Source organism: Sphingomonas sp. Leaf208, from assembly GCF_001421415.1.
Classification (GTDB): domain Bacteria; phylum Pseudomonadota; class Alphaproteobacteria; order Sphingomonadales; family Sphingomonadaceae; genus Sphingomonas.
The window spans coordinates 1-4,495 of the sequence record NZ_LMKH01000031.1 but is presented as its reverse complement, the minus strand read 5'-3'; the positions used below and the strand labels follow the sequence as shown (position 1 = coordinate 4,495).

General features: G+C 58.8%; 5 protein-coding genes. All 5 read left to right on the top strand.

The features are described from left to right. A partial coding sequence (locus ASE69_RS12635) for a recombinase family protein (protein WP_156362332.1) occupies positions 1-293 on the top strand: 293 nt, incomplete at its 5' end. A gap of 73 nt (positions 294-366) precedes the next feature. Continuing rightward, positions 367-570 (top strand): antitoxin VbhA family protein, encoded by a 204-nt coding sequence (locus ASE69_RS12630; RefSeq protein WP_056487177.1) that lies wholly within the window; start codon positions 367-369, stop codon positions 568-570. Beyond that, complete coding sequence (locus ASE69_RS12620) at positions 570-2,156, top strand: KfrB domain-containing protein (protein WP_082453110.1); 1,587 nt, start codon at positions 570-572, stop codon at positions 2,154-2,156. Before ASE69_RS12630 ends, ASE69_RS12620 begins: the two co-directional genes overlap by 1 nt. Positions 2,157-2,271: 115 nt before the next feature. Continuing rightward, a complete protein-coding gene (locus tag ASE69_RS12615; protein WP_082453109.1) occupies positions 2,272-3,189 on the top strand; it encodes a GGDEF domain-containing protein in 918 nt (305 codons plus the stop codon). A gap of 393 nt (positions 3,190-3,582) precedes the next feature. Next, positions 3,583-4,080: a hypothetical protein gene (locus tag ASE69_RS22155; RefSeq protein WP_156362331.1), complete on the top strand. Its 498-nt coding sequence runs from the start codon at positions 3,583-3,585 to the stop codon at positions 4,078-4,080. The last annotated feature ends 415 nt before the right edge of the window (positions 4,081-4,495 follow it).

The window sequence follows — 4,495 nt, the reverse complement described above, 5'->3', positions numbered from 1 at the left end:
GGATCGACACAGCGACGCCGACCGGCCGGTTGCTCTTTCACATTCTGGCGTCGATCGCGGAAATGGAGCGTGAGCTGATCCGCGAACGAACAATGGCCGGGCTACTGGCGGCCCGTTGCAAGAACGGGCCGGGCAGGGGGCGCAAGTCGGTCCTGACGCCAAAAAAGAGGGCCACAGCTATGAAGCTGCTCGCTGCTGGCGATCGTCCGCGAGACGTGGCCGAGGCGATCGGCGTCTCGGTCGCAACCTTTTACAGGCATTTTCCGGCTGGTGGCGGCGAGCCGGCATCGTGAAGACCTGCCGCCTACACATCGTGCCCTTTGGCGGCTATGATCGCCGTCTGACGACCCTGGAGGCCCTAACGCCATGAACGTCTATCGGCAGATCAAAACCCCTACGATCAACCCCGACGAACAGGCTCGTCGGCAACGTGCGATCGACTTTGCGCGCGGCAGCGTACGGTACGAAGGCTTCGTCCTTTCCGAAGAAGCCGAGCGTGTTGGAGAACGCTTTGTCGCCGGGCACCTGACGGTGCCCGAGTACGTCAATGCAATTAAAGCCATCGGCTAATGTCCGATTCTCGCCCGAGCAACGAGGGCGAAGTCTGCAATGCGCGAATTGTCGAATTGGAGCTCGACCCGGTCCGCGGCACATTCGATGCCGCGCATCTGCGGGAGATCCACCAACGAATTTTTCAGGATTTCCCTCATCACAACCCCGGTGAGTATCGTCCCAATGCACGGGGCCACGTCAAAGAACGTCGGCTCGAAGCCAATCGGGCTGTCAGCTATCCGGTCCACTACGCTCTGCGACCGGAAGTAGACGCCCGCCTTGATAGGGTACTGAGCGAGCTACGTGGCGGAGACGCTTTCAAAGGCCTCACGCCCCTCGAGTTCGCGGGCGCGCTGGCGAAAACCTACGGCGATCTCGACTATCTGCATCCCTTTTCCGAGGGAAACAGCCGCACCCTTCGCAGCTTCACCAAACATCTTGCCGAGCATGTCGGGCACCATCTCGACTGGAGCGCGACCGATGTGGACGCGGTGACGCGAGACAACCTCTACATGGCGCGAGACATCGAGGTGCTACACCGGGCTTTTCCCGACATCGAGGCGGTCAAACTTTCTGACGAAGGCCCGCGGTCCTTGATCCAGGCGCGCATGTCGCTGAACATGATCAACGGCGCAGACAGACTGCAAGAGATCGTCCGGCAGTCGGTCGATCGCGGTCCCGCCTCGATTGCGGGACCGCATACACTGCCCATCGGTGAGGCCGAAGCCGAGCTGTCAGCGCTTTTGCCTGCCGCGCGCCGGCAAGCCGAGAGCATCGCCACGCGGCTTGCTACAGCCTCGTATCGCAATCGTTCGCTAGAACCGGCCTACAAGCACGCGACAGCGCGAAAGGCGGCACTAGACGGGGAGCTTGGCCCAGAGCAGCTGCTTAGCGCGCTGCAAAGCCGGGGGGATGCCGACCTCACCTTCGAACGTGTGCCGGGTGCAACGGCACTCGATCGGGTGCTTGCCTACCGAGAAGGTATGGAACGACAGTTGGCACAGCAGCATAAGGAGAGACACAATGGACCGCCCCGGGAAACCTCCGAAAGCCAAGCCCACGGACCGGAACTCGACGCCAAAGTTTTCGATGTTCGAGGACGCCATGCTGAAGAGTTTTCAAGACCTCAACACGAACGAAGCTCTGCGCAAGGAGGTAGCGTGCAAGGACTCCTGAGCCTGGGCCGGGGAAGCACTCTGGCAGGGTTAGCCGACAAGGTGCCGGCTGGTCGATCTATCCCCGACGGTGCGGAACAGGTCGTCGTCATGAACGGCAGTCGGCTTCACGAACGTCGATATGAGGGTAAGTGGGAGGTCCAGAAGTCGGATCCGCAAGGCATGCTGCCAAAGGGCGTCTTCCGCCTCGATACCGCAGCATCAGCCAAGGCCGACGACGGGGCAACGTACGCCGGGTCGATCTTACACGTCAGCGCCAGAGGCGTTTATCAGGTACACGGCAACGGGGTCGCTCGACACGAGCCTGCCGCTTTCCAACAGGTCCCGAAGATCGGCGACAGTCCCAAGATTGTCTACGTGCAGGGGCGGGCGACGATCACGGGCCGTGATCCACAATCACAGGGGCTGGGGCTGGGACGCAGCCGCTAGGCCCCTCGTTCCGCACTGCAGTCAGAGTAGGTCGCCGGGGCTGTATCACCGTGTTAGTATCCATAATCACAGGCCGTTTTAAAGGCGTCCGCGACCATGCGAGTTGAGGACCGAAATGCGCCGAAAGATCTCCTTAACTTCGAGAAATCCTCAATCGCAGTTGACGCCATTGGAACTCGCGCTCCGCAAATCGGCGGACTTGAACCGTTCGGGAGCTGCCGTCGGCCTGACGATAATTTGGGTGATCGTATTCATCCTGGACGGATCCACCGGACCGCACTTCTCGCTGAATACGGTCTACCTGCTGCCACTATGCTTTACCGTATGGTGTCTCGGCCGGGTCGCAGGGTTGCTGTCAGGTCTGCTGGGCGTGGCTGTAACCCTGTATCTCAATGGCTTCGGAGACGGCCTCTCCGCGCAGGCGTCGACCGTCCCTACTGCAACCGCTATCTGGAATGTAGGTGCGAGAGCCTTCGGGGTCCTCTTTATCATTCTGTTCGTGAGCGCGTTCCGGCGAACCTTCGATCGGGAGCGTGCCACAGCAAGCATCGATCCCCTCACAGGTCTCGGCAATCGACGAGCCTTTCAGATCGAATGCGCTCGCCTGGAGTTAGCCAGTGCGCGTGACGATCGGATTCTCATGTGCGGGGTGATCGACGTAGACGATTTCAAGTCGGTAAACGACCAACACGGTCATGCGGCCGGTGATGAGGTTTTACGCATCGTAGCAACAGCGCTCGCGTCCGCCGTTCGCCCTTACGACATCACGGCACGGCTGGGGGGTGATGAATTCGCCTTCTGTCTCGCAGTTCGCGACCAGGCTTCTGCCGAGAGAAAAAGCGGTAAGATCCACGGCGCTATCATGGCGGCGCTTCAATCAACTGGCGTGTCGGCAACCTGCAGCTTGGGGGCGGCAACAGGAACTGATTTCACCGATACATTGCTCACCGCCGATCAAACCATGTACCGCGCCAAACAGGCGGGAAAGAGCTCATGGAGGTTCAATATCGTGCCCGCCTCAGGTTGCCGGTAGCTTCTGCGAGTATTGGATAGGTGGGTCGCCTTATCAGGCAAACAGTACTTAACTGACATTTTTTCTAGATATGAATATAAACCGCAGCGGCTAGCAAGGCAATTCAAGGCCAGGCGCTCGTGCGGGATTTTGCGTCACGACGAAGACGCTTTATCGATTTGATGACGCGAGCCTGCACCCGATCTGCGAATTAGACCGTTACGGATGGCATCAAAGGTAAAGCGACCTTCGTTCAGAACTGAGGATTAGATGGAAACCACCGGGTCAAGAGTCGGTAATGGACCACCAAGCCCCGATCGCTGGGCAAGGAACCAGTAGCTCGACGCGAATTGACTATACGATGGCATGTACAGCTTACAAACGCCACGTTCTGGGCAGGATCGGAGGATAGAAATGTCACTAGAAAGCATTGTCAACACTGCGAAATCTACGCTTCAGGATGTAGTCTCGCCTCCATCTGCTAACCCAGTTTCCGACCGCAACGAAGTCTTGCAGGATTTATATTTAGCCGAAAAGGCATGGGCGACCGACGGTGTTCCTTCAGGAACATGGTTCGTCCGTGACGGTGAGCATGTTGCCTTCACGCCCACCACTCGAAACGGGGCGACACTTACTATTGGCGGCCAAACAACAAACTTCATCCCCGCAGACCGCTTTGCCGATTACTTGGTGAACATGCGGTCCGCGATCGAAGCAGGTGAGTTTGATCGCGAAATAGCAGGTGCGCTGCATGGTTCGGCTAACGTTGGGGGAATTGCCGAGGTTGCACTACCGCCAGCTAGAGAAGGCAGTTCGCAAGATATTCGGCGAGTGCAGCAGGACGCGGTGCTAATTCGTGAGGGGCGTAATCCAGACGGATCGTTGTCTGCAGTTGCCGGTAGCAGTTCGTAGCGGCTGCGATCGGGGGTGCGATGACCTCGCTTCGCAACGGTATGGATGCGAGGGGAATAGGCTGGATTAGGTGCTGATCCGTCACCCGATTTGGAAGCGCGAGCAAAAGGGCCGCGCGTCCGATGTACGTACACAATCGAGTGTGAGCCCATCAACGGTAAGCACAGTTCGTAGACGGCTTAGACTGCACTCTACAGTGGCCCGGCTTCCCGTTTTCAGGAAGCCAGGCCATGGCTTATTCGGCTGCTGCTTCTTCAGTCTTGCGCTTGCGCGGAGCCGGAGCGGGCATGGCATCTGCCTTTGCTTCATTAGTCTGGCCTGTTGTTGCCCCCTAAAGGCCTGACAGGGCCTCGCAGGTTTGCGCGATGAACTCGCGGGGTGATCGATAGCGCAAAGCGCGGTGCGGATGCACCTC